The organism is Arthrobacter sp. FW306-04-A (assembly GCF_044358315.1).
Classification (GTDB): Bacteria; Actinomycetota; Actinomycetes; order Actinomycetales; family Micrococcaceae; genus Arthrobacter.
In genome coordinates this window covers 901,002-923,044 of the sequence record NZ_CP084559.1, presented here as the reverse complement: position 1 = coordinate 923,044, position 22,043 = coordinate 901,002, and the positions used below count along the sequence as shown (strand labels likewise).

Genomic DNA, 22,043 nt, shown 5'->3' with positions numbered 1-22,043 from the left:
AGGAGTTCAACATCATGGCCAACGAAAAGTTTGACTACGTCATTGTGGGTGGAGGCAGCGCCGGATCGGTGCTGGCGGACAGGCTCAGCGCGGACCGCACCAAGACCGTCCTGGTCCTGGAGGCGGGCCGCAGCGACTACCCCTGGGACCTGTTCATCCAGATGCCCGCCGCGCTCACCTTCCCCAGCGGGAACAGGTTCTACGACTGGCGCTACCAATCCGACCCTGAGCCGTACATGCACGGACGCCGGATCGCCCACACCCGCGGCAAGGTCTTGGGCGGCTCCAGTTCCATCAACGGGATGATCTTCCAGCGCGGCAACCCCTTGGACTACGAACGCTGGGGAGCCGACGCCGGCATGGAGACCTGGGACTTCGCGCACTGCCTCCCCTACTTCAACCGCATGGAAACCGCCCTCGCCGCGGAACCCGACGATGAACTGCGAGGACACAACGGACCTTTGGTCCTGGAACGTGGCCCGGCGCGCAATCCCCTTTTCCAAGCCTTCTTCCGCGCCGCCCAACAAGCCGGTTTTGCGCGAACCAACGATGTCAACGGGTACCGGCAGGAGGGCTTCGGCCCCTTCGACCGCAACGTGCACAAGGGCCAGCGGCTCTCTGCCTCCCGGGCTTACTTGCGGCCGCACCTCGACCGGCCCAACCTCACGGTAAGGACCCGGGCGCTCGTCTCGAAAATCAACTTCAACGGCACCACCGCCACTGGCGTCAGCTACCGCCGGAACGGCAAGAAACACAGCGTGGATGCCCAGGAAGTCATCCTGTGCGGAGGAGCCATCAACACTCCGCAGCTGCTGCAGTTGTCCGGCGTCGGGGACTCTTCGCACCTCAAGTCCCTCGGCATCAAACCGGTGGTTGACCTCCCGGGCGTCGGCGAAAACCTGCAGGACCACTTGGAGGTCTATATCCAGCACGCCTGCACCCAGCCGGTGTCAATGCAGCCCAGCCTGAGCCTTTGGCGCTATCCCTGGATCGGCCTGCAGTGGCTGTTCGGGCGCAAGGGACCGGCGGCCACCAACCACTTCGAAGGGGGCGGCTTTGTACGCTCCAACGAAGAGGTGGCCTACCCCAACCTCATGTTCCACTTCCTGCCCGTCGCCGTCCGGTACGACGGCCAAAAGGCCGATGCCAAACATGGTTACCAAGTGCACATCGGCCCTATGTACTCCGACGCCCGTGGCAGCCTGAAGATCACCTCCACGGATCCAACCGCCCACCCGTCCATGAAGTTCAACTACCTTTCCACAGACCAGGACCGGCGCGAGTGGGTGGAAGCCATCCGGATTTCCCGGCACATCCTGGAACAGTCGGCCATGGCGCCTTTCAATGGCGGTGAACTCTCCCCCGGTCCAGCCGTCCAGACAGACGAGGAAATCCTCGACTGGGTAGCCCGCGACGCCGAGACCGCCCTGCACCCGTCCTGCACAGCCAAGATGGGTCCGGCCACGGATCCGCTGGCTGTGGTAGACCCGCTGAGCATGAGGGTGCACGGTACCTCGGGCCTGCGTGTGGCGGATGCCTCGGCAATGCCGTACGTGACCAACGGCAACATCTACGCACCGGTCATGATGCTGGCTGAGAAGGCTGCGGACTTGATCCAGGGCCGTGAACCCCTCGCTCCGATCGCCGCCGAGTTCTACCGTCACGGCACCAGCCCAATTCCGGACAGCGCGGAAAGCCAGCCCGAAGCCAGCCCGGCACGGAACTAGGGAGCGGCATGAACAGTCCACAACTCACGCAGGCCCGCACCGTTCGCGGCAGCTACGTCGACGGCGCCTGGCGGCAGTCCACCGGCGGAATCCGCAGCATTAGCTGCCCTGCGGACGGCACGCATGTTGCCGACGTCGCCGAGTGCACCTCGGCCGACGCCGAGGCAGCGGTGGCGAGCGCCCGGAAGGCGTTCGACGGCGGCCGCTGGCCGAACACGCCCGAGCTGGAACGCGGCGCAATCCTGCTCCGCGTGGCCGAGCTGCTGCAGCGCGACAAGGCCGCCTACGCCGCAGCCGAAGCCCTTGACACCGGCAAGCGCCTGGTCGAGGCCGAGTACGACATCGACGACGTCATAGCCTGCTTCCGCTACTACGGCAGCGTGGCCGGTACTGATGCGGGCCGCGTGATCGATACCGGCCGGCCCGGCGCCATCAGCCGGGTCATCCACGCGCCCGTAGGCGTCTGCGGCCTCATCACGCCGTGGAACTACCCGCTCCTGCAGGCTTCGTGGAAGGTTGCCCCCGCGCTCTTGGCCGGCAACACTTTTGTCCTCAAGCCCAGCGAGCTGACACCATCCACGTCCATCCTGCTCATGGACACCCTGCGGGAAGCAGGCGTGCCCGACGGCGTGGCGAACCTCGTGACGGGAACGGGACCGGAAGTGGGAGCTGTGCTCAGTTCGGATCCGCGGGTCGATCTGGTCTCGTTCACGGGCGGGCTGGAAACCGGCAAGCGGATCATGGTGGCTGCGGCGGAAACGGTCAAGCGCGTGGCCCTCGAGCTGGGCGGCAAGAACCCGAACGTGGTCTTCGCCGACGCCGACCGGGAAGCCGCGATCGATAATGCCTTGACTGCCGTCTTCCTGAATTCGGGCCAGGTCTGTTCGGCCGGGGCCCGGCTCATTGTCGAAGAGTCCATTCACGAGGAATTCGTGGCCGAGGTGGTCCGCCGTGCACGCCAGATCCGGTTGGGCGGCCCCTTCGACCAGGAAGCCCAGACCGGTCCGCTGATCTCCACGGCCCACCGGGACAAGGTTCACGCCTACGTACAGGCCGGGGTTGCAGAAGGCGCCCGGCTGCTGTGCGGCGGCTTCATTCCGGACAGCCCGGAGCTGGCGGGTGGCAGCTTCTACCCGCCCACTGTGTTGGACGGCTGCACCACTTCAATGCGCGTGGTCCAGGAGGAGTCTTTCGGACCTGTCATGACGGTGGAAACGTTCTCTACCGAAGAAGAGGCCATCCGGCTGGCCAACGACACTTTTTACGGGCTGGCCGGCGCAGTGTGGACGGCAGACGCCTCGAAGGCCCAGCGCGTGTCCGAGGCGTTGCGCCATGGGACGGTCTGGATCAACGACTACCACCCGTACGTTCCGCAGGCCGAATGGGGCGGCTTCGGACAGTCCGGCAACGGCCGCGAATTGGGACTCGCGGGCTTGGCCGAATACCGAGAAACAAAACACATCTGGCAAAACATCAGCCCCGGGCCCAGCCATTGGTTCGAGCCGCCACAGGCAGGAGTACAGCAATGAGCAGTCCTGACATATCAGTGCGCAACCTCTGGAAGGTCTTCGGACCCGGAGGTGACAAGATCCCCAAGGATCCCGAGCTGTCGAGTTTGAGCTCCGCCGAATTGCTTGAACGCACCGGATGCAATGCTGCCGTGCGGGATATGAACTTCGATGTCGCCAAAGGCGAAGTGTTCGTTGTCATGGGCCTGTCCGGGTCGGGAAAGTCCACCCTGATCCGCTGCCTCACCCGGCTGATCGAGCCGACGTCGGGGAGTGTCCTGGTGGACGGCAAGGACGTGATGCAGGCGGGAACCGGCGAGCTTCGGGAGCTGCGCCGGCGGAAAATGTCCATGGTCTTCCAGCATTTCGGCCTCCTACCGCACCGCACCGTGCTGGACAACGTGTCCTACGGGCTGCAGATCCGTGGCGCCGCCAAGAACGAGCGCTACGCCAGGTCCCGCGAAATCATTGACCTGGTGGGGCTCAAAGGCTACGAGCAGCATTTCCCTGATCAGCTCTCCGGTGGAATGCAGCAACGGGTCGGGCTGGGCCGCGCCTTGGCCGGAGACCCGGACACCATCCTCTTTGACGAACCGTTCTCGGCCCTGGACCCGCTCATCCGGCGCGATATGCAGGCAGAGGTCATCCGGCTCCACAAAGAGATGGGCAAGACGATGGTGTTCGTCACCCACGACCTGTCCGAAGCGCTCAAACTCGGGGACCGCATCCTGATCATGCGGAACGGCGAGACCGTCCAGTGCGGCACCGGCGATGACCTCGTCGGATCACCGGCGGACAAGTACATCGCCGATTTCGTCTCCGAAGTGCCCCGGGCAGATGTCCTGACGCTCAAGTGGATCACCGATCCCGTGGGATCCGGCACTCCCGCGGACGCTCCCGTCTTGAGCGCCGGCACGATCATCCGCGACGCCATCCCAACGGTCATGAACTCGTCGTGTCCTGTCCTGGTGGAAGACTCCGGCAAGATCACCGGCCAGATCGACCGAGACAGCATCCTGTCGGTCATCCGCGGCACGGAAGTAGCGGCGTGATGTCCACTCTCGTTCGTGACCGGGCCCCGATTCATGCCAGCCCCGTCGCTGTCCGTGCGCCGCGCAAGCGGCTAAGCCGCCGCGCGCTGCTCCTGGGCGGGGCCGGCGTCGTCTGGCTCGTTGGATTCCTGTTCCTCCACGGCACCGCGACCCTCACGCTGCCGGCGTCGGAACTGACCGACCTGCACCGCTCCCTCAACCAATTCAATGCCTGGGTGGCAGCGAACCGTGCGGACAATCCGGTCTTCCAGTACGTCTTCACTCCCCTCCGGGCCGCCGTCGACGCCGTCGCAAACCTGTTCATCGGCATTTTCGCGGCGAGCCCCACCGGGCTTCGCTTGCCGGAGATCGGCTGGCTGGGAACCGTCGCGCTGCTCAGCTGGATCGCCTTCGCGGTGGGCAATGCGCGGGTGGCTCTGCTGACCGCGGCGGCCTTCGTGTTCTTCGGTCTTCAAGGGCTGTTTGTGGAGGCGGCTTACACCTTCGCCCTTGTCCTCACAGCCGTGTTGTTCACCTTGGCTGTCGGCATCCCCCTCGGAGTCCTGGCCGGGGTCTACGGCCGGGTTGCCAAGGTGATCACTCCGGTCCTCGACTTCATGCAGACCCTTCCCACCTTCGTGTACCTGGCTCCGCTGGCCCTCATCTTCCTGATCGGCCCCGCCTCCGCCGTGATCGCCACCGTGATCTACGCGGCGCCTCCGGTCATCCGACTGACGGCGCATGGAATCCGATGCATCCCGGAGAACACCCGGGAAGCCTCCGACTCTCTGGGAACAACGGGCTTGCAGCGGCTCCTCACCCTTCAACTCCCCCTCGCACGGCGCACCATCGTGATGGGGATCAACCAGAGCACCATGGCTGCGCTGTCCATGGTCACCATCGCGGCGCTCATCGCTGCGCCGGGGCTGGGACAAGTGGTTGTCCGCGCCCTGCAATCGCTCGACGTCGGCACAGCAGTCAACGCTGGACTGTCGATCGTCCTGCTCGCTATCGTGCTGGACCGCGTCACAACGGCCGCCAGCCGCCGGGCAGAACCCGGTGCGAATCGCAAACGCCGGATATCGAGGCGAACCCGGTACATCCTGCTGGCGGCGACCCTGCTGGTGGTACTCGTCATGGTCCAGTTGTCCCGCACGATGCTCTGGGCCGCGGCCTTCCCGAAGGATCTCAACATTGGCCCAGCCATCGTCAGTGGGGTGAGCTCGGCTAGCGAATGGCTGCAGACCAACCTCTTCCTGTTCACGGTGTCCTTCCGCGAGGCAGTCACCACCGGGATTCTCAACCCGTTCCAGTCCCTTCTGACGGAAACACCGTTCTACCTCCTGGTCGCGGTCATCGTCGTGGCGGCTTTTGCCCTCGGCGGCTGGAAGCTGGCGGCAGTCACGGCATCATGCCTGGCCGTGATCATCTACCTTGGCCTGTGGAGCGATGCCATGGTCACCTTGGCCGGCACCCTCGTTGCCACCGCCGTGGTCATCGTCCTGGGCGTCATCTTCGGCGTGGCCATGGGCAGGTCGAACAAAGTGGACCAGATCATGCGGCCCATGCTTGACGCGGGACAGACCATGCCTGCGTTCGTCTATCTGGTTCCGTTCCTTGGCCTCTTCGGCGCCACACGGTTCACCGCCATCATCGCCGGCATCATCTACGCCGCTCCCGTAGCCATCAAGATCACGGCCGACGGAATAGCCGCGATATCACCCACCGTCATGGAAGCCGCAGTGTCCAGCGGCTCAACCCCTTGGCAGGTCATCACCAAGGTCCAACTCCCGATGGCACGCCAATCCCTGGCTTTGGCCGCCAACCAGGGCCTGATCTACGTCCTGGCCATGGTGGTCGTCGGAGCGCTGGTCGGAGCAGGCGGTCTGGGGTACGACGTCGTCGCCGGCTTTGTCCAAAGTTCACTGTTCGGCAAGGGCCTCGCCGCAGGCCTGGCCATCGTTTTCCTCGGGATCCTGTTGGACCGCATGACACAGGCTGCCGCAGCCAACCCCGTCCGAAAAATCCTTTCAGCAAAATCAACCACCCACTAACGGCCCTCACGCTCACACACTGCCCAACAAGGAGACCCAACCATGAGTAAAGCTGGACTGCTGTTGAAACGAACAATTCCCACGCTCGCCGGAACCGTGGCTGCCGCCCTGTTGCTTGCTGGCTGCGGCGGCGCAACAGTCAATCAAGCGGCCGCGGCCGGTGCCTCAAGCACCCCCTGCGGAAGCGTCAACGTGGCCCTCAACGCCTGGGTAGGCTACACGGCGAATGCGGCCGTTTATAGCTACATCGCCCAAAACAAGCTCGGCTGCACAGTGGTCCAGAAGGACCTGTCGGAACAGATTTCCTGGCAGGGCTTCGCATCCGGCGAAGTCGATGTAGTGATGGAAAACTGGGGCCACGAGGACCTCGCGAAGCAATACATTACCGATCAGAAAGTAGCGGTCGACGCCGGCCCCACCGGCAATGAAGGTCACATCGGCTGGTACGTACCACCATGGATGGCCGCCAAGTACCCGGACATCACGGACAGCAAGAACCTGAACAAATACGCTTCCCTCTTTGCCACGTCCGAATCAGGCGGCAAGGGCCAGGTCTTGGACGGCGACCCAGCGTTCGTGACCAACGACGAAGCCCTCGTCAAGAACCTTGGCCTGGACTACAAAGTGGTCTTCTCCGGCTCGGAAGCCGCTCTCATCCAGTCATTCCGCTCGGCCGAGAAGAACAAGACGCCCCTGCTGGGGTACTTCTACGAACCGCAATGGTTCCTTTCCGAGGTCTCCCTCAAGAAGGTCAGCCTGCCGGCGTACACACCTGGCTGCGATTCCAACGCCGAGAAGGTGGCCTGTGACTACCCCGACTACAAACTGAACAAGGTGATATCCAAGAAGTTCGCGGACAGCGGCTCCCCCGCCGCCAAGCTGGCCAAGGCCTTTTCATGGACCAACGCGGACCAGAACTCCGTCGCAACGGATATCCAGGGCGGCATGAAGCCCGACGCCGCGGCCAAGAAATGGGTCGATGCCCACCCGGACGTGGTGGCTGCCTGGCTCAAGTAGTCCCTGAACCCATCTCGCTCTGAAGCTCCCCGGATCCATGGATCCGGGGAGCTTCTTTGCGTTCAAGGGTGAGATTTAAGCGCGCTCTGCGCAACGGTGTTGCAGATTATGCGCCGCCCTTCCCAACTAGCTCGCACTTGTCGTTGCATAGCGCGCCCAACACGACATCTAGTGGGGACTAATTGGGTGGCAACAAAATACCCTTGACGGTGACGCGCAACACATCTATTCTGGTGCAACAGCGTTGCGTTGAATGCAACCCAAAAATTCTTGGTGGATTCATGAAAAACGAAACATCCTCCGTGGCAGCAATCCCGGGAAGCTCCAGCACCGGATCCAAAGGCGGGCCCGTCGCCCTTCCCGAAGCAGCCACCCCGGGCGGCCCCTCAATGCCAGCCAACAACCAGATAGTCAGCAGGGACACCCGGCGCCGCGTCATCACCGCTAGCTTCATCGGCAACTTCGTGGAATGGTTCGACTACGCCGTCTACGGATACCTCGCCGGGATCATCTCTACCGTCTTCTTCCCTGCATCGGACCGGCAGACCGCCCTGCTCGCCACGTTCGGCGTCTTTGCCGTCTCCTTCTTCGTTCGTCCGTTGGGCGGATTCATCTGGGGCCACATCGGTGACCGGCTTGGACGCAAACAAGCATTGTCCCTGTCGATCGTCCTCATGTCCGTGGCCACCTTCTGCATCGCCTTTATCCCTGGCTACAACACCATCGGCGTCATGGCCCCAGTCCTCCTGCTGCTCGTCCGCGTTGTCCAGGGCTTCTCGGCAGCAGGCGAATACGCAGGTGCCTCGGCATTCCTGGTGGAATACGCGCCGGCCAATCGGCGCGGACTCTATGCCGCCGTCGTACCCGCCAGCACGGCGGCAGGTTTGCTGCTCGGTTCCCTGCTGGCGGCACTGCTCAGCTCGGTCCTGAGCGCGGAGCAACTCAGCGAGTGGGGCTGGCGCCTCCCCTTCCTCCTGGCCGCCCCGATGGGCCTGATCGGCCGCTACATCCGGACCAAACTCGAGGACACCCCGGCATTCCGCGAAATGGCTGCGAAAGATACTGCGGTCAAGGCCCCGGCCTTCGCCATGTTCAAGACCTACCGCAAGCAGCTCATCATCGCGACGGGCGCGGTGCTGCTGAACGCCGTCGGCTTCTACGTGATCCTCAGCTACATGCCCACGTACCTTTCCGAGGAACTCCACTTCGGTGCGGCCGAATCGTTCCTGGCCACCACCATCGCGCTGGTCAGCTACATCGGATTCATCTTTTTGACGGGGATCGCCTCGGACAGGTTCGGCCGCAAGCGCATGCTCATCACAGCGTCCGTGCTCTTTGTGGTGCTGACCGTTCCGGCGTTCATGCTCCTCGATACCGGCAACTTCCTGGTCATTGTCCTGGTGCAGATCCTGTTGGGCGGCATGCTCACGCTCAACGACGGCACCTTGCCCAGTTTCCTGGCCGAGCTCTTCCCCACGAAGGTCCGCTACAGCGGCTTCGCCGTCAGCTTCAATCTCTCCAACGCCCTGTTCGGCGGCACCGCCCCGTTCATGGCAACCCTCCTCATCGGCCTGACCCACAACCAACTGGCCCCCGGCTGGTATCTGGTGGCGGCCTCGGTCATCTCACTCATCGCGGTCCTCTTCGCCGTGGAGACTTCCAAGAAGCCCCTGCAGCAGGACTGAAACAACCCACCCATTGAAAGGAACACCACGCATGACCATTACCGAGAATGAAGCCGTAAGCGACATCGCCAAACTTGAGCGCCTCAAGGTCCTCAACAATGGAGAGAAGGTCTCCCTGACTTTCTCCGATGCAGAGTTTGAGCGACGCCTTGCGGGTCTTCGCCGGATCATGGCCGAGAAGGAACTGGACGCCGTTGTCCTGACCAGCTACCACTCCATCAAGTACTACTCCGACTTCCTGTTCACCTACTTCGGCCGCTCATACGCCATGGTTGTCACGGACGAGGACACAGTCACCGTCACCGCCAACATCGACGCCGGCATGCCGTGGCGCCGCAGCTACGGAGACAACCTGGTCTACACGGACTGGCGCCGCGACAACTACATCTTTGGCATCCAGGAAGTGCTTCGGACCCGCGGGATCAACGTCCGGCGTCTGGGCGTTGAGGACGACTCCCTCCCGCTGGACAACCGCAACAAGATCCAGGCCGCCTTCGAATCCGCCACGCTGGTGGACGTCGCCCAGGCCGCTATGCGCCAGCGCATGATCAAGTCCTCCGAGGAGATCGAGGTGATCAAGCGCGGTGCCCGGATCGGCGACCTCGGTGGCGAAGCCATCCGCAGCGCCATCACGGCCGGGATCACCGAGTACGAGGTGGCCCTGATCGGCACCGAAGCCATGGTGCACGAGATTGCCCGCACCTTCCCGGACTCCGAAATCCGCGATACCTGGGTGTGGTTCCAGTCCGGCATCAACACGGACGGCGCCCACAACTGGGCAACCACCCGCAGGATCCAGGAACACGACATCCTGTCCTTGAACTGCTTCCCGATGACCAGCGGCTACTACACGGCACTGGAGCGCACGCTGTTCTACGGCGAACCCGACGCTCGCTCCTTGGAACTGTGGAACATCAACGTGGAAGTCCACAAACGCGGCCTGGAACTCATCAAGCCCGGTGCCGTCTGCAAAGACATCGCCGCGGAATTGAACGAGATCTACGTTTCGCACGGACTGCTCGCCAACCGTACATTCGGCTACGGCCACTCGTTCGGCGTACTGAGCCACTACTACGGGCGCGAAGCCGGACTGGAGCTCCGCGAGGACATCGACACCGTACTGGAGCCAGGCATGGTGGTCTCGATGGAACCGATGATCACGGTCCTCGACGGCCAGGCGGGTGCCGGCGGATACCGGGAACACGACATCCTGGTGGTCGGCGAAGACGGCGCCGAGAACATCACCAAGTTCCCGTTCGGCCCGGAATACAACATCATCGGCGCCTGACACCCACCCCTCCCCCGGACATGCCCAGCCTTGCGCCCGAGCGATGGACATATGCTGCATATGCTCATTGCCTTAGGCCAAGGCTGGGCATGTCCCGATTAAAAGGGCCATATAGTGACCAACATGACCTCAGTAAACACCAGCGAAACCCCGTCCAACGGCGATTCCAAAGGCGCTTCCGTCCTTGAGAACGCCATTGCCGTGCTCCGCAGCTTCACCGCCGAGGAACCGCTGTTGGGTGTCACCGAGATCGCCGGTAGGATCGGCCTGCACAAGAGCACCGTGTCCCGGATCCTCGCGACCTTCGAACAGGAACACTTGGTGGAGCGCGACTCCGACTCCCGCCGCTTCCGGCTGGGCTTGGGCATGATTGCCTTGGCCGGTCCGCTCCTCGCCGAACTGGAAGAGCGTCGGGTGGCCTATCCCGTGCTGCGCGAACTCAGCGAACGGACCGGCGAGACGAGCGCGCTCATGGTGTGGAACGGGAACGAATCCATGTGCGTGGAACAAATCGCCAGCCGCCACCAGGTCAAGCATCTCGCCCCGCTCGGTGCCCGATACAACGAGGCGCTCAGTTCCTCGGTACAGGTCTTCCTGGCCGCCGAAGATGCAGATCGGGTGCGCACGCTCCTGCGCAGTGGCTCGATCACGCTGCCCGGCCTGGACGAGGAAGCCCTCGAGGCCTACCTGCTCCGGCTCCGGGAGTCGGTAATGCGAGGATGGGCCGTCAACTTCGGCGAAACATCCATCGAAGAAGTGGGCGTGGCTTCACCTGTCTATGACCACCGCGGCGACATCGTGGCCTCCGTTCTGATCCCCGCCCCCAAGTTCCGCGTCTCCCAAGACACTCTCGCCAGCCTCGGCGAGGCCTGCCAAGATGCCGCCCGCAAGATCACCAGGCGCTTGGGTGGCCGCGCAGCGCACTAACCTGCCGGCCCCTCCCACGGAACCTGTGCCGCTCAGGGCTCCAGAAATGGACATGCGCACTCGCCATCCACCGGACATGCCCAGTCCCGAGCCTTGGCAGCGGACATAACGCTCACGCCCAAAGGGACATGCCCAGCCTCGGAATCCAGAGATGGGCATATTCGCAATATGTCCACTGTTCCGAGCCAAGGCTGGACATGTCCCTTGCTGCCGGGCGGGGTGGAAGCCAAGGATGGACATGTCCATTGGTGTGGGGAACCGAATGGCTAGCCTGCGACGACGGCGAGCGCCTCCTCCACCGTGTCCACCAGGAAAATCCAGTCCTCCATCACTTTCCCGGCCGCGAGGCTCTGCAACATGGGCCACGCCGGATACGTGCGCTCCCAATGGTCGCGCCCCACGAGCACCATGGGAGTGACGGTTTCCGGGGCGCCGTAGAAGTTCTCGCACGCGTCCTGGAAAATTTCCTGCACGGTGCCGGCGGAGCCCGGGAGAAACACGATTCCGCCGTTGCACAGTTCCAGCAGTATCGCTTCGCGCATGGAATTCGCGAAGTATTTGGCGATGTGGGTGGCAAAGAGGTTGGGCGGCTCGTGCCCGTAGAACCAGGTGGGGATGCCCAGCGACGTCGTTCCGCTCGGATTCGCACCGACGACCGCGGCAGCGGCCCGCGCCCACGCCGTCACCGAGGGACGGAAACCCGGCACCACCGCGAGCGCCCGGAGCGCGACGGCGAAGTCGACGTCGGGCAGGGCGCTCAAGTAGGCGCCCAAATTGGCCGCTTCCATGGCGCCCGGCCCGCCACCCGTGGCCACGGTGAAACCGGATAATGCGAGGAGCCGCCCGAGGCGCGCGGCGTCGTCGAAATCCTGTGTTCCGCGTTGCGCGGCGTGCCCGCCCATGACGCCCACGATCTTGTTCCCCGCGAAGTCCCCGTTGCCCAGGAGCTCGTCCAGGGCGTCCCCGATGGCGTGGTCGTGCAGCGCGGCGGCGAGGGTGGCGTCCAGGCTGGTCCGCTGCCCCGGCATGATGCTCCACTGGTAGATCTGGGCATCCAGGGTGGCTTCGTACTCTGTCGAGTCAACGTCCTCGTACAGTTCGGCGGCGCTGTAGAGGCTGCCCCGGTAGGGGTTGAACGGTACGCCGCGCAGCTTCGGAAAGATGAGGGCACCGCGGCTGCGCAGGGAGTCCTCCACACCGTCGTCGAAGGTGCAGCCCAGGAAGATCGCGCCCTGGGGATCCAGCCGCTCCAAGTCGCCACGCCGGCCCCGCAGGTCCAGCGACTGGGCGTGCCAGCCGTGCATGGTCGCCGCGCCGGAGCTGAGCAGCCGGTCGAAATGGGCCACGCTCTCAATGTCGAGCGTGCGGGGACTGGGAGTCAGGGCGCGGGACGGATTCATGGCATCAGCGTAAGCCCGCGGTTCCCGTTGCGCAGGAGTTGCCCGGCCGGTGCATCATGGAGGATGCAGACTTCCGAACAGCAGAGCAGCGTCCGGCCCCGGATCGGCATACCCGTCCGCCTCAGCAGCTCCGAGGATGCCGATGCCCGCGTGGGAGAGGCGAATGAACTCTTCGATTTCATCGTCGAACTAGTGCGCGACGCCGGTGCGGAGCCGGTACTGCTGGACGCCTCATTCACCGATGAAGCAGGCCGGCTGGCCACCGAACTCCGTTCCCTCAACGGGGTCCTGCTGCCCGGTGGCGGAGATCTGGATCCGCGACTCTACGGCGAGGAGGCGATCGATGCCTGCTATGACGTCAACCCGGACCAGGACCGCCTGGACTTGGCGGTTGCCCGTGAATCGCTCGACGCCGGTTTGCCCACCTTCGGCATCTGCCGCGGCCATCAGCTCCTGAACGTGGTGTACGGCGGCTCACTCATCCAGGACATGCACCCGTCATCGGTTGAGCACAATGGCCTGACCCCGGCGGAGGGCGGGTTGAGCACCTGGGCGTGGCACGACGTCGAACTTTCTCCGGATTCCAAGGTGGCTGGGCTATATGGCTCGCGGGACTCGGTGCGGATTGCCTCGGGACACCACCAGGCCGTGGCCCGGGTGGGCGACGGCCTGGTGGTCACTGCGGTAGCAGAGGATGGCACGGTGGAGGCCCTCGAGGATCCGCAACGCTGGGTGGCATCCGTGCAATGGCACCCGGAGGCCTCGCAGCTGCCCGACGAGGAACGGCTCGCCCCGTTCAAGGCTTTCGTGGAGGTCTGCAGGACGCTGCGCCCCGTTGGGTAAAGGGGCCAAAGACTTACCCAGGACAAAATGCCAATAACACCAAATATTGTGGCTGCCGAGCGGTGGCCCATTCCTTGCGCATAGGCCTGGGGTAGTACGGACATACCCTAAGGGCCAGGGGGTTCCCCATATCCCGCTGGGCGTGAAGCAGCGAAATCAGAGCGCCTTGCCTTATTGACAACGACCCCGACGATAACCACGGCCACAGCAATGAAGACGAGGATCAGCACCCACGGTCCATCAATCAATCTGCCCAATTGCATTTCCCCCGTTGGAGTATGCGCCGGTTGCAGTTGGGCCAAGACTACCCAGTCACCCGACCGAACCGGCCCGGCACTGCGCTCGGCCCTGACCGATCCGGCCGGTCTCCGCCTGCCAGGGGCAATTGCCCGTTCCGGTGAACCTGACCGCTTTGGAATTCGTCTCATCAGTGTGGCAAGCACATTCCGGCCACCGGACGTGAGAAGCGGGGAATCAATCATGGGAAAGAACCCCAAGGCAATGATGGTCATCGTCGCGGCGGCCCTCCTGATCGCGGTGAGCGGGTGCGGGTCGTCCGGAGCTGGCTATCAGGGGGCATCATCATCGAGCCCACCTTCTGCCCCGTCCTCCAGCGCTCCGCCGTCTGGCACCTCCCAATCCAGTACCATCACCATCAAGGACTTCGGCTATCAAGGACCCGTCTCGGTCAGCCCAGGCGCCAAAATCACCGTGAAGAACGAGGATGCCCAGGCCCACACGCTCACCTCGGACGACGGCAAGGCCTTCGACGCCGCAGTCGATGGCGGGGGCGGAACAGTCCAGTTCACTGCACCAACCGCACCTGGCAGCTATCCCTACCATTGCGCCTACCACTCCAATATGCACGGAACGCTGGTCGTGAAATGAGCACCCGGGAAATGAGCACGGTGAAATGAGCGCCCGGGAACCGATCCGCCGCCGGCCGAAGGATGTCGTGCTGCGAGTTCTCGTCGCGGCAGCCTTGGTCATCGACGCGGTGGTGCATTGGCAGCTTGCACCCGGCTACCAGCTGGCTGCCCCGGCAGGAATCGGGCAAGGCACCCTGTTCCGCCTTGAAGCGGTCGCCGCGGTTCTCGTTGGACTTTATGTCCTGGTCCGGGGCAGCCGGCCAGCCTATGCGGCCGCCTTGGTCGTCGCTGCCAGCGCCTTCATCGCAGTCCTCCTCTACCGGTATGTCGACATACCGGCCTTGGGGCCGATCCCGGCCATGTACGAGCCTGTATGGTTTTTCGGGAAGTCCCTCAGCGCCGTCGCCGAGGGACTAGGCGCCGTCCTGGCCGGCGTCGGCTTCCTTAGGCAACGCGGCAGCGACCGGCAACGCCGACGCTGAACGGGGCATAGGCCGACCGGCGACGGCGCCTCGGTCACCGGTGACGACGCCAGGTTCTGATGTCTGGACATGCGCCCCGCGCCGCCCGCAATAAGGGTGCAATAGACCCGCCTCCAATAACCTTGACCAAGCCAAGGCTCCTGCTATCATCGATAAAGCAGTATGTCCTATCAAGCGAACATGAGCGGACATGCAGCTACGTCCGGGACAGTCCCGGAACGCGAGGGAGCATGCAATGGCGAATCAACTTGGCCTCATTATCGACCGTTCTTCCCCTGTGCCTTTGTACCATCAGGTGGTCCAGGGCATCGAGGCCGCCATCCACAGCGGACTGCTGGAACCCGGCAGCCGCTTGGACAATGAAATCGACTTCGCCGCCCAGCTCAACCTGTCCAGGCCCACCATGCGCAAGGCCATGGATGAACTGGTCCGCTCCGGCTTGTTGGTCCGCAAGCGCGGCGTAGGCACACAGGTGGTTTCGAGCCAGGTTCGCCGGCCCCTGGAGCTCTCCAGCCTCTACGACGATCTGACCAACAACGGCAAGAAGCCCACAACGCAGGTCCTCAGCTTCTCCCACATGGAAGCCGACGCAGCCACGCTGACCGCACTGCAGCTCCCGGCAGGTTCGAAGGTCTACCACTTCACCCGCCTCCGCAAAGTGGGCGGCAAGCCGCTCGCACTCATGGAGAACTGGGTCCGGGACGACATCGCCGTCATGGACGAAGCGATGCTGGCCGCGGATGGCCTCTACGCCATCCTGCGCCGAGGCGGCGTCAACTTCCGTCTCGCCTCGCAGCGGATCGGCGCCATGATCGCCAACGACTACCAGGCCCCTCTATTGGAGGCTGAGGTCGGCTCGGCTTTGGTCACCATGGAGCGCACCGCCGTCGACGACACCGGACGCATGGTGGAAACCGGCCACCACGTCTACCGGGCGGATTCCTACAGCTTTGAAATGACACTCGTACAGCGCTAACGCAAGGACTTAACTTCATGGCCAACTGGGTCTATCCACTGGGAACCGCCAACGACGGCGATTGGGACATCTCGCTCGGAACCTCCGATTCCGCCTTGGCCGTGGATGGTTGGGCCCACACCGGGCTCAAGGTCGCTACGCTCGCCGCGGGCACCGCCGTCGAACTCCCCGCCGCAGCGGAGGAGCGGATCGTTGTGCCGCTCAACGGCGCCTTCACGGTGACGGTCGACGACGTCGAGTACCCCCTCGCCGGGCGGGCGTCAGTTTTCCATGGGCCCAGCGATGTCCTGTATTCCGGCACTAACACCGCCGTCACCATCAGTTCGTCCGACGGCGGCCGCGTCGCCGTCGCCACCGCCCCGGCGAACGCGTCATATCCCACCCGGCTGGTCACCGCCGCGGAAACCCCCGTTGAACTCCGGGGGGCAGGCAACTGCTCCCGCCAGGTCCACAACTTCGGCACCCCAGCCGCGCTTGAGGCAGACCGTTTCATCGTCTGCGAAGTGCTCACTCCTGCAGGCAACTGGTCCTCCTATCCCCCGCACAAGCACGATGAGGAAAAGGACGGCGAGACGCAACTCGAGGAGATCTACTACTTCGAGACCCGCGTGGCTGACCGTTCCAAGGCCCCTGCCGACGCAGATGCGATCGGCTACCAACGCGTTTACGCCTCCGATGACCGCCCGATCGATGTGGCCGCTGAGGTTCGCACGGGCGACGTCGTGCTGGTTCCCTATGGGTGGCACGGTCCCGCCATGGCTGCTCCCGGGTACGACTTGTACTACCTGAACGTGATGGCCGGTCCGGGGCCCGTGCGCGAATGGCTCATCAGCGACGACCCCCACCATGGGTGGGTGCGGCAGAGTTGGGATGGACAGGACATCGACCCCCGCCTGCCGTTCGGCGCCTAAGGCGATTCGACGGCACGCGCCGTTCGAACTAACGCAAAAACGCTCCTCCGGAACGCTGAGTTCCGGAGGAGCGCTTTTGTGATGGAGGCTTTCTCGAAAAGGGCTCCTATCTGCAGGAGCGTTCGTGAAAAGGCGTGTGTTTCTGCAAGGGGTCGCGGGAATCTACCTCATTTATGCAGGAGCGTTCCTGCCGGCGCCACCCTGACCGGAACACCGCTTGCCAGGGACTCCTGCGCGGCATCGGCCACGCAGGAAGCAGCAACAGCGTCCTCTGGGGTGCAAGGATTCTCACGCTGGCCCAGGACAAGCTCCACAAATGCTGCCATTTCCGAGCGGTAAGCCTGGTCGAAGCGCTCGGCGAACGTCTTGTGGGGTTCTCCGGACGGGAACGCGATCCCGGCTTCGGCTGATTCCATGGCTGTCTTGTCGTCCAGGCCAACCATGAGGGAACGCTTGGAGCCTTGGATTTCGAGGCGGACATCGTGACCGGCCCCGTTGTAGCGGGTGGCGGACACAGTGCCCACCGTGCCGTCGTCGAAAGTGATCAATGCCAACGCCGTGTCCACGTCGCCCACTTCGCCGATGGCGGGATCGCCATTGTTGGACCCCTTGGCATAGACCTCCACGATTTCGCGGCCGGTCAGCCAGCGCAGGATGTCGAAATCGTGGACCGAGCAATCGCGGAACAGGCCACCGGACGTCGCCAGGAATTCCACAGGCGGCGGAGTCATGTCGCAGGTCACGGCCCGCAGCGAGTGGATCCAGCCGAGCTCGCCGGCCTGGTAGGCGCGCCTGGCCTCGAGGTAACCGGCATCGAAGCGGCGCTGGTGGCCTATCTGCACCACGCCGTGGTTGGCACGGATGTGTTCCAGGACCGGCAGCGAATCGGCCACGTTCATTGCTACGGGTTTCTCGCAGAAGACCGGAATACCGGCGTCCACGCCCGCGCGGATCAATTCCGGATGCGTGCCGGTTCCAGTAGCGATGACCAGGCCATCCACCCCGGAGGCAATCAAGGCCTCCACCGACGGCAGGAACTCGGCGCCCAGGCCGGCCGCCACCTTGCGGGCGTGGTCTTCGGCGACGTCCGTGAGCCGCAACTCCACGTTGATTCCCTGCGCATTCAATTCCCCGTTGAGTGCGGCGATGTTGTTGGCGTGCATCACGCCGATTCGCCCTACTCCGACCAGTCCGAGAACGACGTCCTTCATAGTGCTACCTCCGTTGAAAAGTCTGTTGTGTCCTGACCCGCGCCGTCGTGACCCGAGAACGCCCGGCGGAACGCCTCGAGCGCCTCCATGTCGTCTCCGCTGGCCCATGCCTCCATGCCAACGGTTCCTTCATAGCCCGCAGCCGCGAGCGCCCGGGCCACGGCCGGGTAGTTGATTTCGCCGGTGCCGGGTTCGCAGCGCCCTGGAACGTCCGCCACTTGGATCTCGCCGATGTGTGGCAGGGCGGTGCGGACCAACTCGATGAGGTTCCCCTCCCCCAGCTGTGCGTGGTACAGGTCCAGCATCATTTTCACGTTGGGGTGTCCAGCGGCTTCCACCAGCGCCAAGGTGTCCTTGGCCCGGGCCAGCGGAATGCCAGGATGGTCCAGCACGGTGTTGAGATTCTCGAGACAGAAGGTCAAGCCGTGCTTCTCGCCGAGCGCACCGAGCCGCTCCAGGGTTCGAACCCCGGTGATCCACATGCTGCCGTTGGAGCGGTAGACAGGACGGGCTGCCTTCCCGTCGATCAGCTCGGCCGAGTGCACCACCATGCGGCTGACGCCGAGCTCCAGGGCGGTCGGAATCAGCGTTTCAGCCGTCCTCACCACGTCATCGGCCGTGTCCGCGTCAACCAAACTCCCGGAGGTGTACCCGGTCATGGAGGAAAAGACCGCGCCGCTCGACTTGAGCGCCGCAATGTCCTTGCTCCTCGAGTCCCAGAGTTCGACGTCGAAGCCGGCTTCGTGGATCCGCCGCACCCGTTCGGCAAACGGCAGCTCCGTAAAGACCATTTCCGCACAAACGGCCAGGCGCATCAGACGCCAGCCTTGCTGTTGCTCGAGACTGCGCGGTTGCTCGAAACAGAGGTGACCGCCACGGGGGCATCCTGCTGAACCGACTCGATGCAGGCCAACGCCATCGCGAGGGCGCGTCGTGCGTCAGCGGCTCCCGGCGTGAGGGTGAAAGCGCGCGACGGCGGCTGGGTGCCATCGCGACGAGCGCGGACTGCCGCCGCGAAATCCACGAGTTCATCGGTGTAGGCCTCGCGGAACAGCTCCACGTTGAGCCTCGGAGTCTCGGCGGAAAGGCCCTCGGCGGTGTACCTCACTGCAGCAGTTTCAGTGGGCCGTCCTGCCTGCACCATGCCCTTGGAACCGAAGACTTCTCCTCGGACGTCATAGCCGTAGAGAGCGCTGAAATTCGCTTCGGCCACCGCCAGGGCTCCGTTGCTGTAGCGGATGGTGACCACGGCGGTGTCCAGGAATCCTCGATCACGCAGGCTCGGTTCCACCAGCGCGTCCGCAACTGCGTAGACCTCCACCGGCTCGGCGCCTTCGTTGAACCAGTTCAGGGTGTCGAAATCGTGGATGAGGGTTTCCAGGAAGATTGTCCAGGCAGGAATCCTGGCCGCGTGTCCGATGCTCCCGGTGCCTGGATCCCTGGTCAGCGAGCGCAAGAGCTGGGGCACTCCCACAATTCCCTCGGCCAGATCCTTCTTGGCGGACTGGAAATCGGTGGCATAGCGGCGGTTGAAGCCGATCTGGAAATGTACCCCTGCCGTTTCGACGGCGAGCAGGGCGGCGTCGAGCTCTTCGAGGCTTTGCGCGGCGGGCTTCTCACAAAACACATGCTTGCCGGCGGCTGCAGCTTGGGCAATCAGGGAAGCATGGAACCGTGCCGGGCTGGCAATGATCACGGCGTCGATGTCCGGATCGGCCATGATGTCCGCGGCGTCGGCGGTGACCTTCGCCGTGCCAAGCTGGGCAGCCACGGACGCTGCCGAATCCACATTGGGATCGGCGACGGCGGCTAAGACCGCACCGGGAACCCTGCGGGCTATGCTTTCGCCGTGGAACGCCCCCATCCAGCCGGAGCCTATGAGTCCAAGCCTAACCGGGGTGGGAAGTCCGGCGGAGTGCTGTTCGATGTAGGCCATGGGCCCGTCCTTTCGATAGTCAGTACAACAAATTGCTCAAGCGGGCGGGTCGCCTTCGCCCGGGAATTCAATGCCCACCTGACGGCGGATCTCATCGGCAACTTCCATGGTCCGGATGGAGGAGGCCAGGGTCCGCTGCTGGGTTTCTGTCTCTCCGGCCGCGATGGCACGAGCCACTGCCGCCGCTTCGTAATGCAGGCCTTCGAAGTGCCCTCCGGCTGGTTCGCTATGGCGAAGCCGCGTGCCGTCCGGGAACCGGATCTCGAAGCCGCCGGGCATGTTGAAGGGGCCATCGATACTCAGCGTCGCCTCGGACCCGACAATCGTTGCCGCGGTGGGGGTGAAATTATGCAGATGGGTGTTCATGACGGCCTGGCTTCCGCCCGGGAATTGCATGATGGCGGAGAGCTGGGCGTTGACGCCGGATTCGTGTTGCTGCCCGATTGCCCGCAACCGCTCCGGTGCACCCAGGACCTCGGTGATGAGGGCCAGCGGGTAGGTGCCCAGGTCCAGCAGCGGGCCACCAGCCAGGTCCGGATTGAAGATGCGGTGGCTGCGCTCGAAGTGTTCGCCGTATTCCGCCAGGACCGTTGTCACGGTGCCCAGCGTCCCGGCGTCGAGCACTTGCCGGACCACGTCGAACTTTGGCAGGAAGAAGCTCCACATGGCCTCGGCGGCGAAAACGCCGGCAGCCTTGGCCCGCGCCGCGATATCCCGAGCCTGGGCCGCGTTGAGGCCGATCGGTTTCTCGATCAGGACATGCTTACCGGCGTCAAGTGCGAGCACGGCAGCGGCATGGTGGAAGTTGTGCGGCGTGCACACGTACACAATGTCGATGTCCGGAGCCGCAGCCAACTCTTCGTAGCTCCCGTAGGCGGCCGGAACGCCGAAAGCGTCCGCGAACGCCTTGGACCGGTCGAGCGAACGGGAGCCGACGGCGGCGATCACCTGCGTTGAATGGGCCTGCAGCGATTCCGTGAATCTTTCGGCAATCCATCCAGGTCCCATGATCCCCCAGCGCAGCACGGGGGCATCACCGGAGTCCGGCACCCGGGACATCGGCAGACCAGATGCTGGAAGACCGGAGGCAACCATCAGTAGACCACCTTAGTGTAGGCACCGTCGCTGTGGAGCGAACGGATCATGGCCTGGGCAAGCTGCGATGCCCGCAAGCCATCCTCCCCCGTAGCCAACGGCGCAGGCTCTCCCTTTTCGAGGGCAGAAATCCAGGCCTGAAGCTGCAAGCGGTAGGCGTCAGCAAAGCGTGGACGCCAGTCAGCGGGAATGGTGGAGCGGCGTTGTCCGTCCTGTTGCACGGCCAGTGCGGCCGGTTCCGGCAACGCCGCGGTGCCAAACTCTGAAACGACCTCGCAACGGGTGGTGTAGCCATACTGCGCGTTCAGGAACAGCTCAAGGGTGGCCAACGTGCCGTCGGCTGCCCGCAGGAGCATGAAGGCGGGGTCCCTCAGATCACCGGTGCTGTGCCGGGAACTGCGCCCCGCTTGCCACGACACCTCCGTGATGGGTGAGTCCAGCAGCCAGGGGATGATGTCGAGCTCGTGGATGGCGGAATTGGTGATGGCGGATTCCGAGCTTGCACCCGGACCCGCGGACGCCGTCCGGCTAGTGCAATGGACCTGCAAGGGTTCGCCTTGGGTGCGCTCCCAGGTGGATTCACGCAGCGCGACGTAGCCGGGGTCGAAGCGCCTCATGAAACCCATCGACAGAAGCCTCGCACCGGTGGCGGCGACGATATCGGCTTCGGCCTCCACAACTTCGCGGCTTTCAAGAAGCGTGGGAGCCAGCGGCTTTTCGCACAGCACCGGGGTCATCGCTTCGAAGCATTCCAACACCAGACCGGCATGGGTGGAGTCATGTGAAGCGACAACGACGGCGTCAACCTCACTGGAGTTGATCAGCTCGGAAGGATCGGTGGTGATGCGTGCGGACGGCGGCGCGGCGGCCGCCGCCCGTCCGGCGTCGAGGTCTGCCACAAAGGTGACTTCGGCCCCGCTGACGTTCGTGGAGAGGTTTTTGATGTGGTCTGCGCCCATAACACCGGCGCCGATAACGCCAACCCGGATCGGCATGCTGTCTTCCCGTCTGCTTCGTTAACGTTCCCGCGGTGGCACGGCGAGCGGGGGCCCGTCCGGTCTTCCGGCGGACCCCCGTCTCCCG

The 22,043-nt window shown here is 64.0% G+C and carries 19 protein-coding genes; 13 read left to right on the top strand and 6 right to left on the bottom strand.

Annotated features, from left to right (window positions below; all coding sequences use genetic code 11):
- Positions 1-14 precede the first annotated feature (14 nt).
- From betA to LFT43_RS04315, 8 genes are all read left to right on the top strand, one after another.
- Positions 15-1,727, top strand: a complete 1,713-nt coding sequence (betA, locus tag LFT43_RS04350) for a choline dehydrogenase (protein WP_395801321.1) — start codon at positions 15-17, stop codon at positions 1,725-1,727.
- A gap of 8 nt (positions 1,728-1,735) precedes the next feature.
- Positions 1,736-3,256 (top strand): aldehyde dehydrogenase family protein, encoded by a 1,521-nt coding sequence (locus LFT43_RS04345; RefSeq protein WP_395801320.1) that lies wholly within the window; start codon positions 1,736-1,738, stop codon positions 3,254-3,256.
- Complete coding sequence (locus LFT43_RS04340; RefSeq protein ID WP_395801319.1) at positions 3,253-4,287, top strand: glycine betaine/L-proline ABC transporter ATP-binding protein; 1,035 nt, start codon at positions 3,253-3,255, stop codon at positions 4,285-4,287. The genes LFT43_RS04345 and LFT43_RS04340 overlap by 4 nt, the downstream gene beginning before the upstream one ends.
- Entirely contained in the window at positions 4,287-6,320 is a 2,034-nt protein-coding gene (locus LFT43_RS04335; RefSeq protein ID WP_395801318.1) for an ABC transporter permease, read from the top strand. The genes LFT43_RS04340 and LFT43_RS04335 overlap by 1 nt, the downstream gene beginning before the upstream one ends.
- A gap of 42 nt (positions 6,321-6,362) precedes the next feature.
- On the top strand, positions 6,363-7,337 hold the full coding sequence (locus tag LFT43_RS04330; protein WP_395801317.1) for an ABC transporter substrate-binding protein: 975 nt from the start codon (positions 6,363-6,365) through the stop codon (positions 7,335-7,337).
- A gap of 281 nt (positions 7,338-7,618) precedes the next feature.
- Entirely contained in the window at positions 7,619-9,022 is a 1,404-nt protein-coding gene (locus LFT43_RS04325) for an MFS transporter (RefSeq protein ID WP_395801316.1), read from the top strand.
- A gap of 31 nt (positions 9,023-9,053) precedes the next feature.
- Positions 9,054-10,310 carry an aminopeptidase P family protein gene (locus LFT43_RS04320; RefSeq protein WP_395801315.1) on the top strand — a complete coding sequence of 419 codons (1,257 nt, stop codon included), beginning with the start codon at positions 9,054-9,056 and terminating at the stop codon, positions 10,308-10,310.
- Between the two features lie 123 nt (positions 10,311-10,433).
- On the top strand, positions 10,434-11,237 hold the full coding sequence (locus LFT43_RS04315; protein WP_395801314.1) for an IclR family transcriptional regulator: 804 nt from the start codon (positions 10,434-10,436) through the stop codon (positions 11,235-11,237).
- Between the two features lie 266 nt (positions 11,238-11,503).
- Here LFT43_RS04315 and LFT43_RS04310 read toward each other — a convergent pair whose 3' ends face one another.
- Entirely contained in the window at positions 11,504-12,637 is a 1,134-nt protein-coding gene (locus LFT43_RS04310; protein WP_395801313.1) for an LOG family protein, read from the bottom strand.
- A 63-nt stretch (positions 12,638-12,700) separates the two neighbouring features.
- On the opposite strand from LFT43_RS04310, the gene LFT43_RS04305 reads away from it, so the two are divergent.
- From LFT43_RS04305 to iolB, 5 genes are all read left to right on the top strand, one after another.
- A complete protein-coding gene (locus LFT43_RS04305; RefSeq protein WP_395801312.1) occupies positions 12,701-13,480 on the top strand; it encodes a gamma-glutamyl-gamma-aminobutyrate hydrolase family protein in 780 nt (259 codons plus the stop codon).
- A gap of 480 nt (positions 13,481-13,960) precedes the next feature.
- Positions 13,961-14,368, top strand: coding sequence for a cupredoxin domain-containing protein (locus LFT43_RS04300; protein WP_395801311.1), 408 nt, complete (start codon positions 13,961-13,963; stop codon positions 14,366-14,368).
- A gap of 25 nt (positions 14,369-14,393) precedes the next feature.
- Entirely contained in the window at positions 14,394-14,831 is a 438-nt protein-coding gene (locus LFT43_RS04295) for a hypothetical protein (protein ID WP_395801310.1), read from the top strand.
- Positions 14,832-15,066: 235 nt separating this feature from the next.
- The gene (locus tag LFT43_RS04290) at positions 15,067-15,807 is read left to right on the top strand and encodes a GntR family transcriptional regulator (RefSeq protein ID WP_395801309.1); all 741 of its coding nucleotides are present in this window, start codon (positions 15,067-15,069) and stop codon (positions 15,805-15,807) included.
- Positions 15,808-15,824: 17 nt separating this feature from the next.
- Positions 15,825-16,718 (top strand): 5-deoxy-glucuronate isomerase, encoded by an 894-nt coding sequence (iolB, locus tag LFT43_RS04285; RefSeq protein ID WP_395801308.1) that lies wholly within the window; start codon positions 15,825-15,827, stop codon positions 16,716-16,718.
- Positions 16,719-16,885: 167 nt separating this feature from the next.
- Here iolB and LFT43_RS04280 read toward each other — a convergent pair whose 3' ends face one another.
- The 5 genes from LFT43_RS04280 to LFT43_RS04260 are packed head-to-tail and all read right to left on the bottom strand — an operon-like array spanning position 16,886 to position 21,955.
- Entirely contained in the window at positions 16,886-17,929 is a 1,044-nt protein-coding gene (locus LFT43_RS04280; protein ID WP_395801307.1) for a Gfo/Idh/MocA family oxidoreductase, read from the bottom strand.
- On the bottom strand, positions 17,926-18,744 hold the full coding sequence (locus LFT43_RS04275) for a TIM barrel protein (RefSeq protein ID WP_395801306.1): 819 nt from the start codon (positions 18,742-18,744) through the stop codon (positions 17,926-17,928). The genes LFT43_RS04280 and LFT43_RS04275 overlap by 4 nt, the downstream gene beginning before the upstream one ends.
- Positions 18,744-19,865, bottom strand: a complete 1,122-nt coding sequence (locus tag LFT43_RS04270; RefSeq protein WP_395801305.1) for a Gfo/Idh/MocA family oxidoreductase — start codon at positions 19,863-19,865, stop codon at positions 18,744-18,746. The genes LFT43_RS04275 and LFT43_RS04270 overlap by 1 nt, the downstream gene beginning before the upstream one ends.
- A 36-nt stretch (positions 19,866-19,901) precedes the next feature.
- A complete protein-coding gene (locus LFT43_RS04265) occupies positions 19,902-20,960 on the bottom strand; it encodes a Gfo/Idh/MocA family protein (RefSeq protein ID WP_395801304.1) in 1,059 nt (352 codons plus the stop codon).
- Positions 20,960-21,955, bottom strand: coding sequence for a Gfo/Idh/MocA family oxidoreductase (locus LFT43_RS04260; RefSeq protein ID WP_395801303.1), 996 nt, complete (start codon positions 21,953-21,955; stop codon positions 20,960-20,962). Before LFT43_RS04260 ends, LFT43_RS04265 begins: the two co-directional genes overlap by 1 nt.
- Positions 21,956-22,043: the final 88 nt, after the last annotated feature.